We start from the raw sequence: 24,076 nt of genomic DNA, 5'->3' as shown, positions 1-24,076 counted from the left end.
AAGCCTCTCCATTTCATTGAAAAAGAGGCAATATTATATTTATTCTTTTTCCTTTACGTTTCCTGTAATAAGCTTTCTGTTTCTTACACTCCAGATCAAGTACAATAAAAGTAAGATGATCCAGACACCAATGACAACCCCTATAAAAATAATTGTAATGGAGGGATGAAGATAATTCGGTTTGTAGAACAATCTGTCAAGGGTTTCAAATTTTTCTTTTAACTTATTTCTTTCATAAGTATTTCGTATTTCATTCAGAGGCTCCTGCTGATGATCTCTGTAATAAAAGACATCTTTTGTTAGCTGTTTCGGAATTATCTGTGTTTCTATATTGTATTTTTTTAAAAGAACATCCAGCCTCTTCAACGAGTTTAGCAGCGAATCCTGATTATCTTTATAAAGCAAATTGTATCTTTTGACGGCATTTTCATACTCCTGCTTCCTTTCAGGGATATTATGCAATGAAGAAAACAAGCTTTTATTTTCAAGGAAAATACACATTTTCTCATCATATTGAGGATGTACCTCGATTCCTTGAAATAGAATTTCAGTACTGTCCCCCATCTCTTTTTTAGAAATTAATCTTTTTCCCAGCTTCTCGGCATCAAGCCCCAGAATATCAAGCACCGATTTCGATTTATTGCTTAATCTTTTATAATCAGCACTCAGGATTCTCAAGGTATCAATACTATAATACCTGGATTCTGTTGAGAAATAATCCTTATTATTACCCGGCTCATAATATACCGTATCCCTCAGTTCAACTACGGGATAAGGTTTGGGGTATAAAATATTTTTGGGATTAAATAGCTTTTCGGAACTGTAGGAAGTATAGTTGTATAAAAAAGGCTGTAAGACGTTCAGTAGCGTTTTGTCCTTATTAAGATTCTTTTCAGGCAATTCAGTTCGTAGCTTTGCATTTAACCCAAAACTATAACTGATGAAAAAAGTGAGGGATAAAAAGGATATAAATAACAATATAATGCCCATTCTCCAAATATTTAAAGGTTCATTTCTCTTTGGGGAATGATTTCTAAGGAGAAAAACAAAAAAGAAAAACAAAAAAAAGCTGGTTACAAAAAAGTGAGAAATGGAAACATCATCATAAAATTTGAATCTGTAAAACTCTGTATAAATATCAATTTTTTGCAGACCTTCAAACTTTATATAGCCATAGATAAAGTAAGCGAGATGCATCACCGCTAATACAGCAAAAGATTTGATCAGGAATCGTTTTAATTTTCTGTTCATAGAATAATCTTTAAAAACAATGTTTTAAGATAAGCATTTTTTATATGAATGGATAAAAAGACATTCGTACTGATCAACATAAAAAATGTTGTAATAGACTAATTTAATAAGCAGTGAAAACTACATCTCACAGAAATCCCCCAACCAACAGTAGCTTTAACCCTCTTGTCTTTTTCTTACAATGATCACTTTATCAACTTATTTTTTTTAAAACATCCCATACCTTCACACCCCACATCTATCTCGTTATGAATGATATCACTTATAAAATTTTATCATTTTTTAACTCTAAAAACAGTTTTCAGGGACAAATAATATTAGTTTTTGATATTTAAATTATGTATTTTTGAGAAATTATTTTAATAGCGATGAGTAACATTGATGATAAGAAAAAAGCACTCGCTTTAGTGCTTGACAAATTAGATAAAACATACGGAAAGGGAACTGTAATGACTTTAGGTGATCAATCTATAGACAATACAATAGAAGTAATTCCTTCCGGTTCTTTAGGAGTAGATATCGCATTAGGTATAGGTGGATATCCAAAAGGAAGAATCATTGAAATATACGGTCCTGAGTCTTCAGGTAAAACAACATTGACCCTTCATGCTATTGCTGAAGCTCAAAAAGCAGGTGGTATTGCTGCATTTATTGATGCAGAGCACGCTTTTGACAGAACATATGCTGCTAAATTAGGAATTGATTTGGAGAACCTGATCATTTCTCAGCCGGACAATGGTGAGCAAGCTTTAGAAATTGCCGATAACCTTATCCGTTCAGGAGCTATTGATATCGTTGTGATTGACTCTGTTGCAGCTCTTACACCAAAAGCTGAGATCGAAGGTGAAATGGGAGATTCTAAAATGGGTCTTCATGCAAGATTGATGTCTCAGGCATTAAGAAAGCTTACGGCTACTATTTCAAGAACGAAATGTACAGTGATCTTCATCAACCAGTTGAGAGAAAAGATCGGGGTAATGTTCGGAAACCCTGAGACAACTACCGGAGGTAACGCTCTTAAGTTCTATGCTTCTGTAAGAATTGATATCAGAAAAGCCAGTGCACCTATCAAACAAGGTGACGAAGCTATCGGTAGCCGTGTGAAAGTAAAGATTGTGAAAAACAAAGTAGCACCTCCTTTCAAGCAGGCAGAATTCGATATCATGTATGGTGAAGGAGTTTCTAAAGTAGGTGAGATCCTTGATACAGCAGTAGATATGGGAATTGTGAAGAAAAGCGGTTCTTGGTTCAGCTATGAAGAGACTAAACTTGGTCAGGGACGTGATGCTGTAAAAGATGTATTAAAAGACAATCCTGATCTTTCCGAGGAATTGGAAAACAAGATCAAAGAGGAAATGAAAAATAAATAATTTTTCAGGAAAATATAGAAAAGGCAGTCTTAGGATTGCCTTTTTTTGTTTTTTAAATGGTTACGTTTTTAAATACAAAGTTTTTATTTATAAACTGTACATTTTAAAGGGAGCAAAGGCAGAATCAATTTCATTGATCCTTTCTAATGTATTATTTAGTACTTAAAGTCGCTCATCATTGTTTCCTAAAAAAAAGTATTTGAATTACATATTCTTTGCGTTTAAATAAAACTTTTCTTAGATTCAAAATAAAAAGAGGTTGTCCATAGGTCAACCTCTTTTTAAGCTTTTATATTTTAAAAAAAATTATTCAGCAATTTTACCTTGAAGCTGAAGTGCACCAGTCACTTTCATTCCTTTTGTTGGAGTTTCAAATCTCATGTTTTCCTTATTAACGAAAGCATCGATAGTGAAGAAATCTTCATTCTCTTCATTTGTAATTAGTTTTAACTTCAGGATATATCCTTTAACAGTACCATCTTCTAGTAATTCTGTTTCCTTATAGTCTACAACCTGAGCAATAAAATCAAAACATGCATAGTTCGGAAGATCCTGGCTTGGTGCATAGGTTGTGAAGTCTTCACTCATTTTAGTCCCGTCAGGTAAATCAGTGTTTGTTTGAACATCAAGAATAAAAACAATTCCACTGATATTTACCTTCAGATGAGGCTGAGTCATGTATGTATTTCTATTTTCAGCATAATCTGTAGCAAAGAACCAAACTCCAAAAGTATCTCTGGCCGGACCCGCTACAATTGCCTGTAAGTTCAATGCATTTTCCCACTCTCTGATTGATCTTGTTTCAAAATCTAAAGTATAATTTGTTTTTACCTCCGGAATTATTGTACTAAGCTCCTCTGTAACAATGGTTTTAAATCTTACATCTTCAAATTCTGTTTTGCTTTTATCTTCACCATCAGGATCTGCAACCGTGGACTGCATTAAAACAGTGGTAAGATATTGACCGTAATCTTTAGTCTGGAAATTCTCGTGACCAAAAACCCCGCTCCAGGTATTCACAAGATTATGAATATTTGATTTTCTTATGATAATTCCTGCTTCGTTAGTGGTCTCAGGAGCAGCAATTCCTTCTGTATTCGGAAAATAATCTTTGCCATCCACCAACTGATGATTCATGATTTCATTGTTTTCTTCGTGAGAAAACGATGCAAAACCTTTATAAGTGACATTTTGGTTTTCGAAAACATAAGGAAGTCCCGTTTTTGCCTTATCAGCTCCTTCAAAATGATAGGAAAGTGAAATCGCTTTGAACTCATCCTCTTTTGTCGCCGGATTATGATTATCATTATCATCAAACTGAGAGTGATATAAAATCATATAGGACTTAATCTTACCCTCCTGAAGTTCGTTTTCAAACTTTTCTTCCATTTGCCCGATCGCCTGTTGTGGAGCAAGTGCATAAGCATCTTCCGTTACCATATACGCAAAGCCTTCTACCTCACCATTTTCTTTTTCAAAAGCAGAAATAGGTGTATACTCGCCCCTTAACTGAAGCGCTATAGAATACACTATATAATCGTTATAAATCCTGATTTTTTCGTACTCATCATTTTTTACTTTTGGTTCTTCTACTTGTGATGAAGGGATTTGTGGTATTGTTTCTACAACTTCTTCCACCACTTCCTCTATTACTTTTTCCTCTGGCATTTCCATTTCCTGAACCAAAGTACTTATATTTTCCTGGTTGTTATTTTTCTTCTTAAAAAAATCAAAGATTCCCATACTGTTGTTTATAATTGGCGGTAAATATAATAAAAGTGTCCAACAGGCTCATCATAAAAAAAATGCCATTGTGTCAGTTTATCTTTTGTGATATATTTTTCTGAGAAAAATAAAAAACTCGGCGGAGCCAAAGGCTCCGCCGAGTTTTTTATTAATTAGGTTTATCATCTGTCAGCTCAAATCCCCAATCTTTTCCTTTTTGGGTGGCCGGGATACCTTTAGTCATCCAGACCGGAGCTTTAGCACCTTTAAGATAGTAATCAAAAAACTGCTGTTCACGGATTTGGATATCCTTTCTGTTCTGACGTTTTACAAGGTTGTGATCATCACCGTTATAATTCAGAAGCCATACCGGTTTTCCGAGACGGCGCAACGCAGTAAACATCTCAATTCCCTGATACCATGGCACTGCTCCATCTTTATCATTACTCATAATAACCACCGGAGTTTGTACTTTATCAATGGTAAAAAGTGGTGAATTTTTAATATAAAGATCTGGGGCTTCCCATAGATTTTTCCCTAATCTACTCTGCGATTTCTCATACTGAAATTGCCTGTTCATCCCCGATGTCCATCGGATTCCGCCATATGCAGACGTCATGTTTACGACAGGAGCACCACTCCATGCTGCTGCATACATATTGGTATGAGCAATAAGATACGCTACCTGATAACCACCCCAGCTTTGTCCCTGAATTCCGATTTTAGTACCATCTACCCAGGAATTTTGCTTTAATTTTTCAACACCGGAATTAATGTATTCCATTGCAGATTCTCCGGGAAGACCATCGGTATATGAAATATCAGGAGTGAAAACCAGATATCCGTTGCTTACGAAATAAGAAATATTCAATCTTGAAGGCGTTGGAGCCGGTGCTACATAACGGTTCAGATTATCCGAAAGTTTTTCATAGAAATAGACAATCATAGGATATTTTTTATTCGGATCGAAATTTTCCGGTTTGTATAAAACTCCTGTAGATATATTTCCTTTTGGTGTTGCCCAGTTTACCAATTCGTCTGTACCCCAATTATAATGGTTTTGCTGTGGATTGGTATCACTCAGCTTTTGTTGCTCTGAGAAATCTGATGTTGAAAAAATATTCGGAGAATCAATGTATGATTCTTTTACTACAATATATTCTTCTGCATTTTTCGCTTTTTGAAGACTTCTATATCCCCAGACATTTTCCATCTGGATTTTTACCGGATCAGAACTCGACTGAACAGATGTTTTAAAAATCCCATTCGCTTTGGATGTATTATCAAATGCTGATAAGTAAATGACAGATTTTCGGTTTAAGCTTTTAATATCTTTATCCAGATCGTAGGTATCAAATGTTATTTTATTTTTACGACCAAATCCGTTAGTGATATTTCTTGGTTTTTTTGAACCGTTCAGGAAAAATTCCCAAAGATCAAAACGGTCTTTGATAATCACAGATTCATCATTATTTGTCCATGATGCGATGCCATAAGAATTTGGAAAATCTGGCATATCAAACTCTTCATCCACAAAGGAAACAGGTAATCCGTTGCTTAAAGGCAGTATTTGCTTTGTTTTCACATTATAACTCAGCCATTTTCCTTTTTCTCTGTCAAAAATCACGACGAATTTCCCAAGTGGAGATACAGCAACCGAACCATTCAGATTCTGAATAATTTCCGTTCTCTCACCTGTTTTATTATCAATCAGAAAATATGTTTTCTTTGTTGCACCTTCCCATTGCGAAGAAATACGGTTATTCAAACTTGTAATACCCAATGCAAATTCAGCATTTCCTTCGTTTACCAATCGTAATGTATCCAGGTCTTCAGCGTCAATATTTCTAAAGAAGTCCGGTTTTTCCGTCTGCATTACCGCAGCATAAGATTTTTTCAGATCATTTTTCAATTCTTTTAGCTGTACTGTTTGCAGATAATCATCTTTATAATTCCAGATATCTACAACCGCATGATCATTTGCAATCATCGCAGTATCTTTTGCTATAGGTTTTGGAGCAACGCCGAAATACAGCTGCTTTCCATTTTTACTGAATAAGGGTAAACGGTTTTCAGAAATCACCCAATTCTTCTTCATCTGTGAGTTTTCATTGGTGACCGTTTCTTTTTTATTTCCTTTAAAATTAAAGTAATACAGCTGATACAATTTCACCAGGTCATTTTGTGCAGAAGAAGTTCCTACAAATGCCAGCTGGTTACCCTCTTCATCAAAAGATAATTGTGAAAAATCCCCTTCCATTTCTGAAATATTAGTTACAGTCCCTTTTTGAAGATCTACAACCTGTACCGTTTGAAATGCAAATTTCTTTGGCTTTGATTTGTCGCTATCCTTCTTGTCTGCAGATTTTTCATCTTCAGAATCCTTCCCTTCTTTTTTATCCTTTTTAGGTTTTTCTTCCGGTTTTTTAGTCACAAAAACAAGCTGTTTTCCATTTTTGCTGAATTCATAGCGGATTACATTATCATATTCTGTAGTTTTCCCGTCCAAAAGATTTCGCACAACCAGCTGCAAAGGTTTTACATTTTTATCTTCATCCTTATTATCATCCCCATCTTCTTTATCAGAAGTATCGTCTGAAGATTTATCTTTTGTATTTTCCAGAAGATAAGCAACGTAGGAACCCGCTTTTTCAGGAATTTTAAAAGATTTTACATTAGGAATTTTCTCCGTTTTATTATTAAAAAAATCAACAACCGCAAGGCTGTCTTTTGTTAATTTATTTTTTTTAAGCTTTTTATCTTTTACCGCTTTTATATCTTTATACTGCGGACGGATCTGAAAAACAGCAAATCTGGAATCATTCGTAAAATCTACTTTTGTTCCTCTTGCAAACTTCTTTGTCGTTTTATTTTTTACGGAATATAAAGAAAGGCTAGAATTTCCTTCCTGAGCATCTACGGAATAGGCAATCCATTTTCCGTCATTGGAAATTTTTCTTGCCCCAATATTTTGCCAACTGTCATAAACAGAATGATCTAAAGGCTTTTTCTGTCCATAGACCCAGCAGGTCACCATGAGCAGAATAAAAACTGTACATTTCAACTTCATCTTTAAAAAATTTTTAATAATTAAAAGTAAGATATTTCTTTGACAAATCTATAGGATAAGACTGTTTCACGTTGAAAAAATGCCATTCTGTCACTTTCTTCCGCATGGTATTTTTTTTGAGAAGTATCTTGAACAATTAAAATATAAAATATGATGACTAAAGGAAATATTAATGTATCTGTGGAAAATATTTTCCCACTAATTAAAAAATTTCTTTACAGTGACCACGAAATATTCTTAAGAGAATTGATCTCCAATGCAACAGATGCTACTTTAAAATTAAAGCATTTAACAAGCATCGGAGAAGCAAAAGTGGAATACGGAAATCCGAAACTTGAAGTTAAAATTGATAAAGACCAGAAAACTTTACGCATTATCGATCAGGGTATTGGTATGACTGGTGGAGAGGTTGAAAAATACATCAATCAGGTTGCTTTTTCAGGGGCTGAAGAGTTTTTGGAGAAATATAAAGATTCTGCGAAAGATTCAGGAATTATCGGACATTTTGGTCTTGGATTCTACTCTGCGTTCATGGTGGCTGAAAAGGTTGAAATTGTTACAAAGTCTTATAAAGATGAACCGGCAGTACGTTGGATCTGCGATGGAAGCCCGGAATTCACTCTTGAAGAAACTACTGACAAAACAGACAGAGGTACAGAGATTATCCTTCATATTGCAGAAGATTCTGTAGAATTTTTAGAAGAAGGAAAAATCCGCGAATTGTTATTAAAGTATAACAAATTCATGCCTGTTCCTATTAAATTCGGGACAAAAACACATACGCTTCCATTACCGGAAGACGCGCCTGAAGATGCTGTGGCTGAAACAGAAGAGATAGACAATATTATCAATAATCCGGTACCAGCGTGGACGATTGCTCCAAATGAACTGACCAACGAAGATTATATGAAGTTCTACCACGAACTGTATCCTATGCAGTTTGAGGAACCATTATTCAATATTCACCTGAATGTTGATTATCCTTTCAATCTTACCGGAGTTCTTTTCTTCCCGAAACTGAGCAACAACCTGAATATTGACAAGGATAAAATTCAATTATATCAAAACCAGGTTTTCGTAACAGATGAAGTAAAAGGTATCGTTCCGGACTTCCTGATGCTTCTGAGAGGTGTCATAGATTCTCCGGATATTCCATTGAACGTTTCCCGTTCTTACCTTCAGGCTGATGGTGCAGTGAAGAAGATCTCATCTTACATCACGAAAAAAGTAGCCGACAAAATGGCTTCTTTAATCAACGAAAACCGTGAAGACTATGAGCAAAAATGGAATGACATAAAGATCGTTATTGAGTACGGAATTGTTACAGAAGAAAAATTTGCTGAAAAAGCAGACAAATTCACACTATATCCTACAACAGACGGAAAGTATTTCCTTTGGGATGAATTGGTTGAAAAAATCAAGCCTGTACAAACGGATAAAGACAATAAACTGGTTGTATTATATGCTACCAATGCTGATGAGCAGCACAGCTACATCCAATCTGCAAAAGATAAAGGATATGAAGTTCTGTTATTAGACTCACCTATCACTCCACATGTTATCCAGAAGCTGGAAACATCAAAAGAAAATATCTCTTTTGCAAGAGTAGATGCTGATCACGTGAATAACCTGATCAAAAAAGATGAGCCCATAATTTCGAAACTGAATGAAACGGAAAAAGAGTCTCTGAAAAAGAATGTTGAAGAAGCTATTCAGGATTCTAAGTTTACCGTTCAGCTTGAAGATCTTGACAGTAATGATGTTCCATTTACCATTACCCAGCCTGAATTCATGAGAAGAATGAAGGAAATGCAGGCTACAGGCGGAGGTGGAATGTTCGGAATGGGAGGTTTCCCGGAGATGTACAATCTTGTGGTAAACTCCAACAGTGAACTTTCTAATCAGATTTTAAAAACTGAGAATGCTGAAGAGAAAGAAAGCCTGATCAAATATGCTTTGGATCTTGCCAAGCTTTCACAAAACTTACTGAAAGGAAAAGACCTGACAGATTTTATACAGAGAAGCTATAAGCAACTTGAAAAATAATACACAAGAGACTGTTTCATTTTGAAGCAGTCTTTTTTTATCTTTTTAACCACAAAAGTCACAAAAGATCTTGGGCATTTAAGGCTTTATTAATTAAGTATCATACTGCTGAGAAGAGTACTTAAGCTTTTTGAAAATCTTAAATTTCCACAGATGTTTGTGGAGAATTTTTTGGAAAACACAAAGACGCTATTTTTTATATAGATTATGTTTTAAGGCGCAAGGATTTTATCTTCGATAAAATTGTATCCTGCTAAGTCATGATCTATTATTCTTCCTGAAAATCTTCGATTTTCCTGCGTCTTCAAACAGTATAAAAATAGAAATCCTTGCGCCTTTGCGTTTTTCCAACAAGACAAAAACCATCTTAAAAATCATCATCAATTAACATAAATAAGATTCATATTATAAAGCTTTTCTGCATTTTCTATTCGCTTTCATTGTCTTGCTCTATATTTTTTCTGTTTTCTATTGTATAGATTATGCTTTTTTGCCATTTTTGTATAAAATGTAGGTCATGCAAAAAGAAAAATTACGCGTCATCAGAAAGCAAAAAGGCTATACTCAACAACAGGTAGCTGACTTTATCGCAACGGATGTATCCAATTACAGCAGAAAAGAAAGCGGTGATGTAAGGATTGTAAAAGATGAATGGGACAAACTTGCCCGTTTCCTGGATGTACCGATTGAAGACATTTATGAGGAGGAGGAACCAACAGTAGTTGTTAATAATGATCATCCTGTCTTTAATGACAGATCTTCTTCTGCAGGAGTAATCAGTAACCAGAATAATTATGATAATATTCCAGGAGCTATTATTGAGAATTTACAAAACTATATTACTTTATTAAAAGAAGAAAATATAAGGCTTAAACAAGAACTGAAAAGTCTCCCAAAAGGAGGAAAATAATACGGTTTAAAACTTTTAAAATATTAGTGTCACTCATATTAAATTATGGAGTTACATTTTTTTTGTAAAATAATTTTAAAACAAAATGTATTTTTTGACGCAAAGAATGAATGATTCTAAGGTTTTATTTCAGGAAGCAAAGAGTTCTGACTTTGTAGCTGATGAAGCTTTGTGTGATAATGCATTCGCTTGAAAAATCAATGGAATTGATTTCGACTTTGCCCCCTTAAAATATTAAAGAAAACAAATAAAAACTTTGCGTTAAAAAATTCTTTTATTTAAGTCCCTTGAAATTTACAATTCCTCCAACGGATCCCAAAACAGCTTTTTGAAATTTTTTATTCTAAGATTTTCCACAACAATTCCTTCTTTTTCCAGCTTAGGCTGAAATTCCGGAACAGATAAAACTCCTGAGCTTGATATGACACGGTGAGCAGGAACATCTTTCGGGCATCCTCCCATCGCTTTTCCTACATGCCTTGAATGGTTAGGATAGCCAACTGCTTTTGCTATGGCACCATAGGTAGAAACTCTTCCTTTGGGAATAAGTCTTGCTACTTCATATACCTGTTGTTTGAAAATCTCGTCCATATCAAATTGTTATTTTTAGCTGGCTTTCTTTTTTTGCATCATTTTTGAACTCTCTTAAGCTCGATGATGTTTCATTAAAAGATAAAGATATGAAAAAATCATTTTTCAGGCTGTTGAATGCAGTTAATAAAAAGGTGCTTCCGAAGTTGAGTAAGAAGGATCCTAATCAATTGACGAAGGTTGAGAAAGGTATTCTTGCGTATCGGTATTTTGTACTGGTAAATTCTTTAGATTGATTTTTTATTTGACCACAGATGACACAGATGACACAGATTTTCACAGATGCTTGTGGAGATTTTTTGGAAACGCAAAGACGCAAGGATATTATCTGAAATAAAAATTGTATATCATTATTTATTTAAACCATTAAGCACATTTAAGTTTTTAAGAATATTAAGAGAATAGCTAAAGCTATTTTTCAGCTGCCTGCTTTTATTATTCATCAAAGATGAAACTTAATTCTTACTCTCTTCATTTTTTCTTAATGGTTTAAAGAGTTTAGTTTTCATAACATATCTATTTCCAAATCTAGCAAATAAAAAGCGCTTCAAATGAATTGAAGCGCCGTATTGTAATCTCTGGTGAGAATTTTATTCTTAAGCGTTTTCTAAGATATAAGAGAACATCAATGGTGCACAGATGGTTGCATCACTTTCAACGATAAATTTCGGTGTAGTGATATCAAGTTTACCCCAAGTGATTTTTTCATTCGGAACTGCTCCTGAATATGAACCGTAAGATGTTGTAGAATCAGAAATCTGGCAGAAATAAGACCAGAAAGGAATGTCATGCATTTCCATATCCTGATACAACATTGGCACAACACAGATAGGGAAATCTCCTGCGATACCACCACCAATCTGGAAGAATCCAACTCCTTTACTTCCTGAATTTTTAGTATACCAGTCAGCCAAATAAGTCATATACTCAATTCCCGATTTCATTGTAGTAGCTGTAAGCTCTCCTTTGATACAGTATGAAGCGAAGATATTACCCATTGTAGAATCTTCCCATCCCGGAACTACGATTGGCAGATTAGCTTCCGCAGCAGCAATCATCCAAGAGTTTTCTCTAGGAATTTCATAATACTGCTCCAATACTCCTGAAAGGATCATTTTGTACATGAATTCGTGCGGGAAATATCTTTCTCCTTTAGCTTCAGCATCTTTCCAGATCTCAACGATATGTTTTTGCAATCTTCTGAAAGCTTCTTCTTCAGGGATACAAGTATCTGTAACTCTGTTTAAACCTCTTTCTAAAAGATCCCACTCGTCCTGAGCAGTCAAATCTCTGTAATGAGGAACTCTTTCATAGTGAGAGTGTGCTACAAGGTTCATTAAATCTTCTTCAAGGTTGGCACCTGTACAAGAAATAAAATCTACTTTTCCCTGACGGATCATTTCAGCAAGAATCTTCCCTAATTCAGCAGTAGACATTGCTCCTGCCAAAGTAATCATCATTTTTCCGCCATCTTTAAGATGTGCAACATATCCTTTAGAAGCATCCACCAATGCAGCTGCGTTGAAGTGCAGGTAATACTTTTCTATGAATTCAGTTATCGGTTTGCTCATTTTTTTAATTTTTGCAAAGATAAAACTTAAAAACGGAATGCAGTCAAAGCACTTGAAGAAAGTGTGATAGAGGAGTCTTTTTTTATCATTTGTTAAATGCTAAAGTTATTTTGTTGGGAAACGCAAAGACGCAAAAAGTTCCCAAATATTGTGGATATTTTTAAGGCACAAGAACATTTCGACTTCGCTCAATGTAAGTTTTTCAGCAAGGGTTGTGTATAAAGCAATCAACAGCACAAAATTTTATCGGAGATAAAATCCTTGCATCTTAAAGCATTTAGTATATGAAAATCTTGCGTCTTTGCGTTTCCAAAAATAGTTGAGCTAATAAAATAAAAAGCGCAGCTAAATAAGCCACGCTTTTATTATAATTCAACTTAATAATATTCAATATCTATTTATCCTTCCCAGGCTTCCACTTTCAGGATCTCAATTTTTCTTTCTCCGTCTCTGAAAGGCCAGTTGATAACATCTCCTACTTTATATCCCACTACTGCAAGGGCAATATCCGATAGTATGGAATGTTTATTCTTTTTAAGCTTTGCTTTGGTAGACGGCACAAAAATATATTCGTGTTCAAAATCTAAGGTATGGTCTTTCAAAGTCACCTTCCTTTCAACGGTTACGATATCAGCAGGCAGATCTCTTCTCAATACCTGTTTTGCATTTCTAAGTTCTTCTGTAAGTCTTTTTTCTTCTCCGATGCTCACTTTTTTCCTTCTGAGTGTATCTTTTATAGCATCATAAATTCCGGTGGTTACAATAATATGATTGGACATTTTCTTCAATTTTTTTTTAAATTAAAATGCAGTTATTCCCTAACGATCCAATGTAGAATCCAGGCATACAACAGCCTTCTTCTATAGAAAACCGCAAAAAAGCAATAAATAAAATCCGAAATGAGTCCCTGTCTTGGATCCTGACAGGGCTTAATTGATAAAGTCCTTAGAACTTTTCAGAAAAGAATCTGTGTGTAGATAAAGTAATGACAGCAACAATCCTGATTGTCTGCGTTCTGCTGATAAAGAGATTGTTGCTGCCATTATTATGAGATTATTTGTAATCCTTACAAATATAGCATTTAAAAACGGAATGTAGCAGCTGCACTTAAAGAAACTCTTGTAAGACCTTCTTTCTGGTCATCACCAAGATCAACGGTCTGTCCATTAACTTTCATTTTGCTCAAGGTTCCTGCAGTAATTCCCAACTTCGGACCTATCATAAAGTTTTTCGAAACTGCATATTGATAGGCTGCCCCCAGTTCCAGACCAAGATTTGAACCTGTACCTTTTACAGCTTCAGTTTTTGTAGTATAGGTAATCACTCCAAGAGATACATCAGCAACAATTTTGTGGTTTGTAGGTTTGGTATAATTGGAGAACATAACGGAAGGTCCAAAGAATGTAATATTATCTTTAGTACTTATAGAAGCTGTAACCGTCTGTCCATTCATATTGTATCCGCTCAATACAGCGCTGCTGGAAGCATTATAATTGGAAAATTTAGCACCAATCCCAATATCTTTCACATTATAATAAGCCGCAATTTCAAAATGAATTCCGTTTTTCAACCCTTTAACGTAATTTTTTTCCGCCATGGAAAGCCCAGGTGCTGTTTTAGCTACTCTCCATGCATATCCTACAGCCGGTATGATAGTTATTTTTTCCTGTGCAAAAGAAAGTAAAGAACTCGAAATAGTTCCCAATAGAATTAGTTTTTTTATCATGGTTTTAAAGTTTCCGGCAAAATTAAAATTTTCTCCGGGAGAAACAAGCTAAAATTTGAAGCGCCTGTTCTCTTTTTTATCGGAAAGCTTTTTCTTACCATCAAGTCTTTTTTGTTTCTGAGCTCTTGAAGGTTTTGTTGCTGTTCTTTTCTTCGGAATGATAAGAGCTTTATTTACAATTTCAATTATTTTTTCAATGGCTTTATTTTTATTCATCAGCTGAGTTCTGCTTTCAGAAACGGTAAGGAATAAAAAGCCTTCTGCATTGATTTTGTTTTTCAATTTATCCTGAATCAATATTTTTTCATCATCATTGAAAAACTCAGATGAATCTACTTTCCAAAGTACGGTAACAGCAGTCTCTACTTTGTTGACATTCTGCCCTCCTGCCCCACTGCTGCGGGAAGTTTTGAAACTGAGTTCTTTTGAAAAGTTTTTCATTTTTTTAAGATTTTGAGATACTAGAATCAAGAGCCAAGACTATAAATTTACATTTAAACTTTTATATAGTTCTAATCTGTTTACTTTCCCGTTGGGTGTGCGCGGAATTTCACTGATAAAAATAATTTCTTTTGGTTTGTGAAAATTCTTTTCAAACGGTATTTCTGAAATTTTCTTTATCATTTCATCTGATTCATTCCCTTCTATAATCAATATCAATTTCTGACCCAAACTTTCATCCGGCAAGCCAATAAATACAGCTTCATTCGGAATTTCTTTTTTTATCAAAGCTTCAAGAATTTCCGGAAAAATTTTTGCTCCTCCTGAGTTAATCACGTTATCAATTCTTCCTAGAAATTTAAATTGTTTTCCATTCCTAATATCAACTAAATCATTAGTTTGTAATTCTTCAGCATTTAAATTCGGTGCATAGATTTTCAGACATTCCCTTGCATCTAAAGAGATGGATACATTTTCAAAAACCGTGAAATAGTCTTCCTGTTCCGGCATCAGTTGTTTTAAACCAATATGGGAAAGGGTTTCAGACATTCCATAGGTTTCAAAAATACGGGTTGAAGAACTAAGGTTCATCTGTAGAATTTTATTTTTCAGACTTTCTGAAACGGCGGCACCACCAATGATCAGATTTTTAATCAGGTGAAGTTTTTCCAGTGAATTTTCTACCTGAAGTGGAGTCATCGCACAAAAATCTATTTCTTCATTCAAGTTTTCAACAGGTTTTAGGGAAGGTTCGGCAATTCTTAACTTCAATCCTCTTTCTATAGATCGCACAATCATCATTTTTCCCGAGATATATTCTACAGGCAGGCAGAGTAATGCAGTATCTCTTTTTTTTAATCCCAAAAAGTCACATGTCATCACCGCTGAATTGATCATTTTCTTTTTTTCGATTTCAAAGATTTTTGGCACTCCTGTAGAGCCTGAAGTCTGGACATTCACTCCACTTTTTTCTGAAAACCATTCTTTCAGAAAAATTTTCACTTTTTTTTCAAACTCCGTATGGAATGATAATTTATTAATATTGAGATTATTGAAGTCTATCAGCATATTTTCCGTAAATAAAATCCACAGTAAATTTAAAAAAAAAATCAAAAAGTTCTTGTATGTAAAGAAAAAAGCTGTAAATTTGCACCACCAAAATAAAACAGACCTATAGTGTAACGGTAACACTCCGGTTTTTGGTACCGTCATTCGGGGTTCGAATCCCTGTGGGTCTACAAACCATCCTTCTTTAAGGATGGTTTTTGTTTTTATCTTACTTGATTAAAAATCTATTTTTTTTAGGTAAACAGCAGAAAATTGAAAGAAGATATTTGTAAATAAGAAAAAAATATATAAATTTGCAACACCAAAATAAAGCAGACCTATAGTGTAACGGTAGCACTCCGGTTTTTGGTACCGTCAGTCGGGGTTCGAATCCCTGTGGGTCTACAAACCATCCTTTTTTAAGGATGGTTTTTGTTTTTTATTCTACTTTCTAAAATTTTTAAATGGGTAATCAGCTTCTTTTATTATAAAAAATCACAACAAGATTGTCAAGCATTTATTAAAAAAAATTATCTTTAAAGTAATGAAAACCAAAATAATATATATCTGCCTTTTGATAGTAGGCACTTTCATTCCATTAAATGCCTGTACTATTTTTTTAGCCAATGACGGTAAAAATGTATGGATAGGCAATAATGAGGATGAGAGCCCTGATATGAAATACAGATTCTGGTATATTCCCAGAGAAGAAAAATCATGGGGATATATGCTGTGGTCTGAAAAACATGACGGATATAATGACATCATGTGGCAATATCCTCAGGGAGGAATGAATGAACACGGTCTTTTTTTAGATTATACCGCAATTGATAATATTCCTGTAATCGTTAATTTATCCAAAATAAGCAGAGAACAAGAGGTAGTAAATGATATTCTGAAAAAATGCAAAAGTGTAAAAGAAGCTCTTCAACTTATTGCTCCTTATAATTTATTAAAGCTTTCAGGAGCTCAATTATTCATAGCTGATTCTTTCGGAGATTACTCTACCATCCATGGTAATTATATTGTTACTAAAACAACCCAAAATTTTTCACTGACTAATTACTGCATTGCTAACGGACATCAGGAAGCCTGCTGGAGAAGAGAAACATCCAAAGATCTTCTGGCCCAGTTTCATTCTTTTACTGAAAAGAATATTACCCATATTCTTGCAGAAACTGCACAAAGAGAACCTGGAGACGTTACAACCAACTACTCAATGACCATTAATCTGAAAAAGCAGGAAATGATGCTTTATTTAAAGGGAGATTTTACCACGCCTGTCAGATTCAAATTGGCTAAAGAGCTGAAAAAAGGAAAACACTCTTCAGACATTACGGAATATTTTCCAAAAAATATCAGAACCTTTTTAAGTTCCATTTATCAGAATAAAGGAATGGACGAAACTATTCGGCTTTACAATTCTTTATTTAAAAATTCATCGGAGGTTTATAATTTAAAAAATAATGATGCTATTTATTTTGGAGCAGATCTTCTCCGAACAGATAAAACCGATGATGCCATCACATTTATTGAAACCCTGAAAAAGAGAACGGGTAAAAGCATACTGATTAATGACTGGCTTGCCATCGCTTATCAATATAAAGGGGATTCTATACAATCACAGAAATACTTTCGCTCTGTACTTAAGGATTCTCCGGATGATTATCTGGCGAATTTGTATGGAAAAAGAAATTCCAGAAAGGTTATTTTTAAAATCAATGCCTGGCCTGGTGCTCATAATGTAAAACTTATCGGAAGTTTTACCCAATGGTTAAAAGAACCAATTGTTCTTGAAAAGCAAAAAGGATACTGGTACGCGGAGGTTGAAGTCCCGAAAGGCAGACATGAGTATAAATTTCTCGTTGATGATGTATTTTATCTGGCTGATCCTTTTAATCTTATTTATATCTGGAACGGGAATAATGTGAATTCAGTTTTATCATTTTAAAAATAAAAAAAAGACCTTTCAAAAGGCCTTTTATATTGGTGAATACTACACTTATTTATCTTTTAAGATCATCAATCTCTTCCTGTATAGATTTGATTCTGTCTCTTAATTCCTGGCTTATTTTCCCTGGAATCTTTTTGATTTTTCTTAAATCCAGAGCCAGCATAATGGAAGCTATTCCCATAAAAATAAAAGAAACACCTGTAAGGGTAACTAATGAAAATCCTGTAAACACAGGATTAAATATCAGCAGCAGGGAAAAGATAATTCCTCCAACGCTTGCAAGGGCTACATTTCCCCAGCTCATTATTCTCATACTCTTCAGGTCAAATGCAAAACCCAATAGCTGAAAGGAACGGAAAAGCAAAGTAAATCCTATGACAAACGGAAGTACTGTCATTGAAATCTGAGGATTTGCGATAAGATAAACTCCTATTGCAGTCGTTAATAATCCACTTACCAGAAACCAGCCCCAGCCCTGTAAGGATTTACTGTTCTGTAAGGAAAAGAATATTTCAGTAATTCCTGAAAATAAGAATGAAACACTAAAGAAAATAGAAAGTGTAACATAGGTTGCAAGCGGTACACTGAATACATAAAAACCACAGATCAGGAAAAGAATTCCGAAGATTAATGGAATGTACCAATGTTTTACAGTGTTGGTAAGAGTTTGAAATAAATTAGCCATAGGTGTCTTTTTTAGTTCTGCCTACTTTTTGAAACGGGTTCGGCTTGTCCGCAGGTATTTCAAACAGATTAAAATTTCACCTGAATTTGAAATATAACCTCTTACTAATGTACAAAAAAATAACCGTAGAACATACCAGATTGTGTGAATTGTTCCCCCAAAAAAACAAAAAGGTGAAAACTAAATAATTTTCACCTTCTTAAAACATGTTTAAATCTGTTTTATATTATTACTTCGGTTTGTACAATTTGTACATGACAAACAAAAAGCCAATCCATACCGGGATCAGAATAACCTGAATTTCCATTCCTGTAATACTCATCAATCCTAATATAAGAACCAAAAAGGCAATACAGATATAATTGGATATTGGATAAAATATAGATGGGAATTTTGAAAGAATTCCTGATGCATTGATTGATTTTTTAAATTTTAAATGGGTGTAGCATATCATCAGCCAGTTGATGATCAAAGTAGATACTACTAAAGCCATTAAGTATTCAAAAGCTTTTTCCGGCACTAGTTTATTAATGATAATACATATCCCGGCAAAGCATGATGAAATAAGAATAGCGTTGATAGGAACAGAGTTTTTATTCAGTTTTTTCAGGAATTTCGGAGCATTTCCCTGCTGAGCCAATCCGAAAAGCATTCTGCTGTTACTGTAAACACTACTGTTATATACTGATAAAGCTGCTGTTAAAACAATCAGATTAAGAACATTTGCAATCAATGTATTGAACTGAATTACCTTACCAAAGATACTGAATTCAAGACCATTTAGATTTTGAAACACCATCACAAACGGGCTGGATCCTTCTGTAATATCTCTCCAGGGACTTAATGAAAATAAAATCACCAAAGCTCCTACATAAAAAATAAGGATTCTATAGATTACCTGGTTGGTAGCCTGTGGAATGGTTTTCTCTGGATTTTTAGCTTCTGCTGCAGTAATTCCGATAAGTTCCAATCCACCGAAAGAGAACATGATCATGGCCATTGCAGCAAATAATCCTGAATATCCGTTTTCTGTTTTATTAAATAATCCTTTCGGAAAGAATCCGCCATCGTTCCATAAATTGGTAATGGTTGCTTTTTCTCCTCCTGTACCGCTTATCAAAAGGTATACTCCGAAGATAATCATGGCAATAATAGCTACGACTTTGATGATGGAAAACCAGAACTCTGTTTCTCCGTACACCTTTACGGAAGCGAGATTAAGCGCATTGATCACAATAAAAAAGAATAAACTGGAAACCCAGAGCGGTATTTCCGGCCACCAAAAGTGAATATAATGCCCTATTGCCGTGAGCTCGGCCATACTTACCAGGATATAGAGAATCCAATAGTTCCATCCGGAAGCAAATCCTGGGAAATTTCCCCAATATTTGTAGGCAAAGTGGCTAAAACTTCCTGATACGGGTTCCTGAACAACCATTTCACCAAGCTGACGCATAATAAAAAAGGCAATAATTCCGGCTAAAGCATAGCCTAAAATTACTGAAGGTCCTGCCAGTACTGCAGCCGGCCCGATTCCCAGAAACAGCCCGGTTCCTATGGCACCTCCAAGGGCAATTAATTGTATATGTCGATTTGTTAATCCTCTAACTAAAGTCTCCTTTTCTCCTGTTTTATTTTCGTTGCTCATTGAATGAATTATTCGGTCGCTAAATATATAAAAACTTTTCAGAGAAATTCACATTCCATGGGGCAAATTGACAATTCCGGTTCCCCTAACAGACGAAGCCTATTTTCTTTTTACAGTATGGGTAAAGTTTACAGGGTATTGTCTGTTTTTTGGCACAAAAAAATATGATCTCCATCAATGAATGAAGGAGATCATTATTTTATGATAACTTATAGCTGGGTAAGAGCAGAGAATTGAAGTTTACAAAAACTCTTTCGGAATAGAAATATTATTCTTTTTCATGTATTCCAAAAGGTCCTGATATTTATCTTCATACGCATCTATTCCACATTTATGCGAAATGCTGCAGATATCGGATGGCTTGATGTCTAAAATAGTTGATATTTTATTCAGTATCTCCAGGTTGATCTTTACCTTGGAATTCTCAATATCGGAATAAGCTTTCTGGGAAATTCCCATTTCAAAAGCCATGTATTCCTGGGTAAAGTCTTTACTCCTGCGAATTTTTCTGATATTTTGTCCACATACTTTCATCCTTTTTGTTTTAGTAGTTTTCGGTATATTTTAGAAGATTATCTAATAGCCTCTAACAAAGTTAATAAATACCTTTGGCAAAACATTATACACGTTACATGATATTTATTTTCAACATAGAAAAGAGTCAAAAATAAGCCTTTTTTCAGAGAAAATATCACTTCGGTAAACACTATTGGAATTTATGGAGACGCAAAAATTTAATTATGACAATAATATTGTCAGAGCATTCCTTTATGCGACTATCGCATTCGGACTTGTCGGATTTCTGCTGGGGCTTACAGCTGCATTGATGCTGTTTTATCCTGAATTACCTGAATTTTTATTCGGTACGGATGATACAACTATTAAAAGCTTAGCTTCGGGCAATATTCAGGGACTGATCAATACTCAGGGAGCGATGGGCTTCGGAAGAATCAGAATGCTTCATACAAGTGCTGTAATTTTTGCTTTCGTATGTAATTCCTTTTTCTGTGGTGCTTACTACAGTATGCAAAGACTTCTTAAAACCAGAATGTATAGTGATACGCTTTCATGGATCCATTTCTGGTCATGGCAGCTGATGATCGTTAGTGTAGTGATTACTTTCCTTATGGGAATCAACACTTCTAAAGAATATGCTGAACATGAATGGCCTATTGATATTTTAATTGCATTCTCATGGATCGTTTTCGGGATCAATATGTTCGGAACTATTGCCAAGAGAAGAGTGAGACATTTGTATGTAGCCATCTGGTTCTATCTGGCAACCTGGATTGCTGTAGCAATGCTCCATATCTTCAATAACCTTGAAGTTCCGCTATCTTTCACAAGCTGGAAATCTTATTCTGTATATGCAGGTGTAAAAGATGCATTAGTACAATGGTGGTATGGGCACAATGCAGTAGCATTTGTATTAACTACCCCTGTATTAGGTCTGATGTATTACTTTATGCCAAAAGCAGCACAACGACCGGTATTCTCATACAAGCTATCCATTATTCACTTCTGGTCGCTGATCTTTGTATACCTTTGGGCCGGGCCTCACCACCTGCAATATACAGCTTTACCTGCCTGGGCTCAGGCTGTAGGAACAGGATTCTCTATCATGCTTATTGCACCGTCATGGGGAGGAATGCTGAATGGCCTTCTTACTCTGAGAGGTGCATGGGATAAAGTAAGAGAAAATCCAATTCTGAAATTCTTTGTAGTTGCTATTACCTGTTATGGTATGGCTACTTTTGAAGGGCCTTTATTGGCAACAAAATCATTAAATAAAATTGGTCACTATACCGACTGGGTTATTGGTCACGTACATTTAGGAGCTCTTGGATGGAATGGTTTCATGGCATTCGGAGTAGTATATTATCTGGTTCCGATCATGTGGAGAACGTCTCTTTGGTCTAAAAAACTGGCCAACTGGCACTTCTGGCTGGGAACATTAGGAATTATCTTCTATGCCGTGCCTATGTATATTTCAGGATTCACGCAGGGACTGATGTGGAAACAGTTCAACCCGGACGGAACATTATTATGGAAAAACTGGCTGGATACCGTTACCGCGATTATTCCTTACTTTAAAATGAGATTCTTAGGAGGTATTCTCTATCTGTCCGGAGCAATCTTAATGGTCATCAACGTTATCAAAACTGTTAAAGCCGGTTCATTCCAGAAAGAGGTTCCTGCTGAAGCTCCTGCACTGGCCAACATTGGTACTTCAAGAAAAGAAGGTGAAGGAGTACACCTGTGGTTGGAAAGAACCCCTACTCTCCTTTCTATATTAGCTTTTATCACGATAGCAATTGGTGGATTGGTGGAAATTGTTCCGACACTCTCACTGAAGCAAAGTGTTCCGACGATCACGGCAGTAAAACCATATACACCACTGGAACTGGAAGGAAGAGATCTTTATATCCGTGAAGGCTGTAATTCATGCCACTCGCAGATGATCAGACCTTTCCGTGATGAAGTGGTAAGATTTGAAGGAAAAAACGGACAGTATTCCAAAGCCGGAGAATTTATTTACGACAGACCTTTCTTATGGGGATCTAAAAGAACAGGACCGGATCTTCACAGAGAAGGAGGAAGAAACCCAGACTCATGGCACTTCAAACATATGTACAACCCAAGAATTACGTCTGCCGGTTCCATTATGCCGCGTTTCCCATGGCTGATTACCAATAAACTGGACCGTGATAAGATGGTAGATAAGATGAAACTGATGAAAAATGCTTTCGATGTTCCTTACACAAAAGCTCAGATAGATTCTGCCAACCAATGGGCAGACAACCAATCTAAAGCGATTGTACAGAGAATCTACTCTGAAGCAACAGATGTAAAAGATCAGATGGTAAAAGAAAAAACAGCAAAAGGATCTGCGTATGTACCGCTTGAACAGAGAGAAATTGTAGCAATGATTGCTTACCTGCAGAGATTAGGTACGGATATTAAAACAACACAGGTACAAACAGCCAGCGTAGAGTAACATTTAAAATTTAATTGCAATGAAAACGAGAACCCCAATTTCAATATATATCGCAGCAACGATAGGTTTAACGATCATGGCCTTTGAAATGTTCGCCAGTGATTCAGGATATTTTTCTTCTCCTTTTTTCTGGGCGCTGATATTAATTGCCATTATCCTCCTGCTGATCATGAATTCTATTGGAGATCTGGTGGAAAATGAAAACTTCAACAGATTATCAGAGGAAGAGAAAAAACAATATCTGGCAGAGAAGAATGTGCCTTATTATCAGAAATTATGGAACTCTGCCTTCAAAAAACAATCCGTTACAGAAGAAAAGGATATCCTTATCGACCACGGTTTTGACGGAATTACAGAGCTTGACAACTCGCTCCCAAAATGGTGGATTGGCCTGTTCTGGTTCGGATGTATCTTCTGTGTAGTTTATCTGGTAGCTTTTTCTTTCACAGATTATGCCCATCCGGAAGTGGAATATACCAAAGAAGCAAAAACCATGTTGGCTTCTATTGAAGAGTATGAAAAAACAGCTCCTCAGATCAATCTGGAATCCGCAAAGTACAGTGCTGATAATATAGCAGAAGGCCAAGAACTTTTCAAAACGAATTGTGTTACCTGTCATGGAGACGGAGGAAAAGGAGGAATAGGTCCTAACCTTACCGATACGCACTGGATCAACATGAAAGAAAAAAGCCTGTTTAAAAATGTATTCTGGATGCTTGAAAACGGTTCTCCAAACAATCCTACCATGAGACCTTTCATCAAGGAAGGAACTATCACAGGAAGAGATGCCGAAAAAATTGCCGCTTACATTTACCATATCAACCAAGAAACCGCTCCTATTACCGCCGCACAAGGTGGTGCCGCTCCACAGGGAGAAGAGGTGAAATGGGAAAACGGAAACAACTAAAAAATTATTATCTATCATATAAACCATGCCAGGCCCCCTTTACAACTACACTAACATTTGAATTTCATTTTTGCTAACTAACCTTTTCAACATTAAAAATGATATAAAGGGGGCCTTTTTAAAATAAATATCCATG

At 35.4% G+C, this 24,076-nt stretch carries 19 protein-coding genes and 2 tRNA genes; 9 read left to right on the top strand and 12 right to left on the bottom strand.

From position 1 onward, the window contains the following. Window positions 1-39: 39 nt before the first annotated feature. The gene (locus ACPF63_RS01075) at window positions 40-1,251 is read right to left on the bottom strand and encodes a hypothetical protein (protein WP_426481693.1); all 1,212 of its coding nucleotides are present in this window, start codon (window positions 1,249-1,251) and stop codon (window positions 40-42) included. 368 nt (window positions 1,252-1,619) lie between these two features. Between ACPF63_RS01075 and recA the strand changes: the two genes are divergently transcribed. Next, entirely contained in the window at window positions 1,620-2,621 is a 1,002-nt protein-coding gene (recA, locus tag ACPF63_RS01070) for a recombinase RecA (RefSeq protein WP_077418994.1), read from the top strand. Window positions 2,622-2,927: 306 nt separating this feature from the next. Here recA and ACPF63_RS01065 read toward each other — a convergent pair whose 3' ends face one another. After that, complete coding sequence (locus tag ACPF63_RS01065) at window positions 2,928-4,364, bottom strand: hypothetical protein (protein ID WP_426481692.1); 1,437 nt, start codon at window positions 4,362-4,364, stop codon at window positions 2,928-2,930. A gap of 151 nt (window positions 4,365-4,515) precedes the next feature. Continuing rightward, window positions 4,516-7,416, bottom strand: coding sequence for a prolyl oligopeptidase family serine peptidase (locus ACPF63_RS01060; RefSeq protein WP_426481691.1), 2,901 nt, complete (start codon window positions 7,414-7,416; stop codon window positions 4,516-4,518). Window positions 7,417-7,569: 153 nt separating this feature from the next. On the opposite strand from ACPF63_RS01060, the gene htpG reads away from it, so the two are divergent. Both htpG and ACPF63_RS01050 read left to right on the top strand, forming a co-directional pair. Further along, entirely contained in the window at window positions 7,570-9,462 is a 1,893-nt protein-coding gene (htpG, locus tag ACPF63_RS01055; RefSeq protein ID WP_426483192.1) for a molecular chaperone HtpG, read from the top strand. Between the two features lie 517 nt (window positions 9,463-9,979). Next, window positions 9,980-10,372, top strand: a complete 393-nt coding sequence (locus ACPF63_RS01050; RefSeq protein ID WP_077418990.1) for a helix-turn-helix transcriptional regulator — start codon at window positions 9,980-9,982, stop codon at window positions 10,370-10,372. A gap of 294 nt (window positions 10,373-10,666) precedes the next feature. On the opposite strand, the gene ACPF63_RS01045 is transcribed toward ACPF63_RS01050, so the two are convergent. Beyond that, on the bottom strand, window positions 10,667-10,963 hold the full coding sequence (locus ACPF63_RS01045) for an MGMT family protein (RefSeq protein ID WP_077418989.1): 297 nt from the start codon (window positions 10,961-10,963) through the stop codon (window positions 10,667-10,669). An 89-nt stretch (window positions 10,964-11,052) separates the two neighbouring features. On the opposite strand from ACPF63_RS01045, the gene ACPF63_RS01040 reads away from it, so the two are divergent. Further along, complete coding sequence (locus tag ACPF63_RS01040; protein ID WP_167498843.1) at window positions 11,053-11,199, top strand: hypothetical protein; 147 nt, start codon at window positions 11,053-11,055, stop codon at window positions 11,197-11,199. A gap of 360 nt (window positions 11,200-11,559) precedes the next feature. On the opposite strand, the gene ACPF63_RS01035 is transcribed toward ACPF63_RS01040, so the two are convergent. The 5 genes from ACPF63_RS01035 to ACPF63_RS01015 form a co-directional block, all read right to left on the bottom strand. Continuing rightward, a complete protein-coding gene (locus ACPF63_RS01035) occupies window positions 11,560-12,534 on the bottom strand; it encodes a deoxyhypusine synthase family protein (protein ID WP_426481690.1) in 975 nt (324 codons plus the stop codon). A 398-nt stretch (window positions 12,535-12,932) separates the two neighbouring features. Beyond that, a complete protein-coding gene (locus tag ACPF63_RS01030) occupies window positions 12,933-13,313 on the bottom strand; it encodes a GreA/GreB family elongation factor (protein WP_142717856.1) in 381 nt (126 codons plus the stop codon). 302 nt (window positions 13,314-13,615) lie between these two features. Then, the gene (locus ACPF63_RS01025) at window positions 13,616-14,260 is read right to left on the bottom strand and encodes a hypothetical protein (RefSeq protein ID WP_426481689.1); all 645 of its coding nucleotides are present in this window, start codon (window positions 14,258-14,260) and stop codon (window positions 13,616-13,618) included. Between the two features lie 48 nt (window positions 14,261-14,308). Then, a complete protein-coding gene (gene arfB / locus ACPF63_RS01020; protein WP_426481688.1) occupies window positions 14,309-14,701 on the bottom strand; it encodes an alternative ribosome rescue aminoacyl-tRNA hydrolase ArfB in 393 nt (130 codons plus the stop codon). Window positions 14,702-14,740: 39 nt separating this feature from the next. Then, on the bottom strand, window positions 14,741-15,769 hold the full coding sequence (locus ACPF63_RS01015) for an AMP-binding protein (protein WP_426481687.1): 1,029 nt from the start codon (window positions 15,767-15,769) through the stop codon (window positions 14,741-14,743). Window positions 15,770-15,868: 99 nt separating this feature from the next. Here ACPF63_RS01015 and ACPF63_RS01010 point away from each other — a divergent pair. The 3 genes from ACPF63_RS01010 to ACPF63_RS01000 all read left to right on the top strand — a co-directional run bounded on the left by ACPF63_RS01010 (window position 15,869) and on the right by ACPF63_RS01000 (window position 17,699). Next, a tRNA-Gln gene (locus ACPF63_RS01010) sits at window positions 15,869-15,939 on the top strand. Between the two features lie 143 nt (window positions 15,940-16,082). Continuing rightward, window positions 16,083-16,153 (top strand) — tRNA-Gln (locus ACPF63_RS01005). Window positions 16,154-16,292: 139 nt separating this feature from the next. After that, window positions 16,293-17,699 carry a hypothetical protein gene (locus ACPF63_RS01000; RefSeq protein ID WP_426481686.1) on the top strand — a complete coding sequence of 469 codons (1,407 nt, stop codon included), beginning with the start codon at window positions 16,293-16,295 and terminating at the stop codon, window positions 17,697-17,699. Window positions 17,700-17,754: 55 nt separating this feature from the next. Here ACPF63_RS01000 and ACPF63_RS00995 read toward each other — a convergent pair whose 3' ends face one another. The 3 genes from ACPF63_RS00995 to ACPF63_RS00985 form a co-directional block, all read right to left on the bottom strand. Then, entirely contained in the window at window positions 17,755-18,387 is a 633-nt protein-coding gene (locus ACPF63_RS00995; RefSeq protein ID WP_426481685.1) for an HdeD family acid-resistance protein, read from the bottom strand. Window positions 18,388-18,616: 229 nt separating this feature from the next. Further along, window positions 18,617-20,035 carry an amino acid permease gene (locus ACPF63_RS00990; protein ID WP_180564562.1) on the bottom strand — a complete coding sequence of 473 codons (1,419 nt, stop codon included), beginning with the start codon at window positions 20,033-20,035 and terminating at the stop codon, window positions 18,617-18,619. Between the two features lie 240 nt (window positions 20,036-20,275). Continuing rightward, on the bottom strand, window positions 20,276-20,569 hold the full coding sequence (locus tag ACPF63_RS00985) for a helix-turn-helix domain-containing protein (RefSeq protein ID WP_426481684.1): 294 nt from the start codon (window positions 20,567-20,569) through the stop codon (window positions 20,276-20,278). Window positions 20,570-20,753: 184 nt separating this feature from the next. Between ACPF63_RS00985 and ccoN the strand changes: the two genes are divergently transcribed. Both ccoN and ACPF63_RS00975 read left to right on the top strand, forming a co-directional pair. Further along, entirely contained in the window at window positions 20,754-23,033 is a 2,280-nt protein-coding gene (gene ccoN, locus ACPF63_RS00980) for a cytochrome-c oxidase, cbb3-type subunit I (protein WP_426481683.1), read from the top strand. A 19-nt stretch (window positions 23,034-23,052) separates the two neighbouring features. Further along, window positions 23,053-23,940 carry a cbb3-type cytochrome c oxidase N-terminal domain-containing protein gene (locus ACPF63_RS00975; protein ID WP_426481682.1) on the top strand — a complete coding sequence of 296 codons (888 nt, stop codon included), beginning with the start codon at window positions 23,053-23,055 and terminating at the stop codon, window positions 23,938-23,940. Window positions 23,941-24,076 lie beyond the last annotated feature (136 nt).

The sequence above is a fragment of the Chryseobacterium sp. R2ACT005 genome (genome assembly GCF_049949215.1).
GTDB lineage: Bacteria > Bacteroidota > Bacteroidia > Flavobacteriales > Weeksellaceae > Chryseobacterium.
The sequence above is the reverse complement of the archived record's forward strand: the minus strand, read 5'-3'. Positions and strand labels throughout refer to the sequence as shown.

Coding starts and splice junctions, on each gene's coding strand:
- ACPF63_RS01075 (WP_426481693.1), bottom strand. CDS start 1,251: ATGAACAGAAAATTAAAACGATTCCTGATCAAATCTTTTGCTGTATTA.
- recA (WP_077418994.1), top strand. CDS start 1,620: ATGAGTAACATTGATGATAAGAAAAAAGCACTCGCTTTAGTGCTTGAC.
- ACPF63_RS01065 (WP_426481692.1), bottom strand. CDS start 4,364: ATGGGAATCTTTGATTTTTTTAAGAAGAAAAATAACAACCAGGAAAAT.
- ACPF63_RS01060 (WP_426481691.1), bottom strand. CDS start 7,416: ATGAAGTTGAAATGTACAGTTTTTATTCTGCTCATGGTGACCTGCTGG.
- htpG (WP_426483192.1), top strand. CDS start 7,570: ATGACTAAAGGAAATATTAATGTATCTGTGGAAAATATTTTCCCACTA.
- ACPF63_RS01050 (WP_077418990.1), top strand. CDS start 9,980: ATGCAAAAAGAAAAATTACGCGTCATCAGAAAGCAAAAAGGCTATACT.
- ACPF63_RS01045 (WP_077418989.1), bottom strand. CDS start 10,963: ATGGACGAGATTTTCAAACAACAGGTATATGAAGTAGCAAGACTTATT.
- ACPF63_RS01040 (WP_167498843.1), top strand. CDS start 11,053: ATGAAAAAATCATTTTTCAGGCTGTTGAATGCAGTTAATAAAAAGGTG.
- ACPF63_RS01035 (WP_426481690.1), bottom strand. CDS start 12,534: ATGAGCAAACCGATAACTGAATTCATAGAAAAGTATTACCTGCACTTC.
- ACPF63_RS01030 (WP_142717856.1), bottom strand. CDS start 13,313: ATGTCCAATCATATTATTGTAACCACCGGAATTTATGATGCTATAAAA.
- ACPF63_RS01025 (WP_426481689.1), bottom strand. CDS start 14,260: ATGATAAAAAAACTAATTCTATTGGGAACTATTTCGAGTTCTTTACTT.
- arfB (WP_426481688.1), bottom strand. CDS start 14,701: ATGAAAAACTTTTCAAAAGAACTCAGTTTCAAAACTTCCCGCAGCAGT.
- ACPF63_RS01015 (WP_426481687.1), bottom strand. CDS start 15,769: ATGCTGATAGACTTCAATAATCTCAATATTAATAAATTATCATTCCAT.
- ACPF63_RS01000 (WP_426481686.1), top strand. CDS start 16,293: ATGAAAACCAAAATAATATATATCTGCCTTTTGATAGTAGGCACTTTC.
- ACPF63_RS00995 (WP_426481685.1), bottom strand. CDS start 18,387: ATGGCTAATTTATTTCAAACTCTTACCAACACTGTAAAACATTGGTAC.
- ACPF63_RS00990 (WP_180564562.1), bottom strand. CDS start 20,035: ATGAGCAACGAAAATAAAACAGGAGAAAAGGAGACTTTAGTTAGAGGA.
- ACPF63_RS00985 (WP_426481684.1), bottom strand. CDS start 20,569: ATGAAAGTATGTGGACAAAATATCAGAAAAATTCGCAGGAGTAAAGAC.
- ccoN (WP_426481683.1), top strand. CDS start 20,754: ATGGAGACGCAAAAATTTAATTATGACAATAATATTGTCAGAGCATTC.
- ACPF63_RS00975 (WP_426481682.1), top strand. CDS start 23,053: ATGAAAACGAGAACCCCAATTTCAATATATATCGCAGCAACGATAGGT.